Source organism: Sedimentibacter sp. B4, from assembly GCF_000309315.1.
In the GTDB taxonomy this organism is placed as follows: domain Bacteria; phylum Bacillota; class Clostridia; order Tissierellales; family Sedimentibacteraceae; genus Sedimentibacter; species Sedimentibacter saalensis.
On sequence record NZ_CANG01000808.1, the window covers coordinates 1 to 238 of the forward strand.

The 238-nt window shown below is 70.6% G+C and carries 1 protein-coding gene; it reads left to right on the forward strand.

Annotated elements, in window-relative coordinates; translation table 11 throughout:
• Nucleotides 1-36 precede the first annotated feature (36 nt).
• Nucleotides 37-238 (forward strand): hypothetical protein (locus tag BN358_RS27865; protein ID WP_232233299.1); only part of this gene is annotated, 202 nt, incomplete at its 3' end.

Here is a 238-nt window from a genome sequence, read left to right on the forward strand (position 1 = left end):
TAGCTCCTCGCCTGGCTGCTCGCCCCGCTACTGGCGGTGGTTGTCGGCGTCCCGATCGGCGCCGTGGCGATCACCACCACCATCGTCGCACCCGCCGTCGCCGAACAGGTCCGGATCGACCCCTGCTCGGCCTACCCCGACCAGACCAACGTCACCGTCACCGGTGGCGAGGAGGGCGGCGTCGGCTTCGAACTGCCAAAGTGGGGCTCACCCCGCCACCAGTCACTGACCAGCCCCG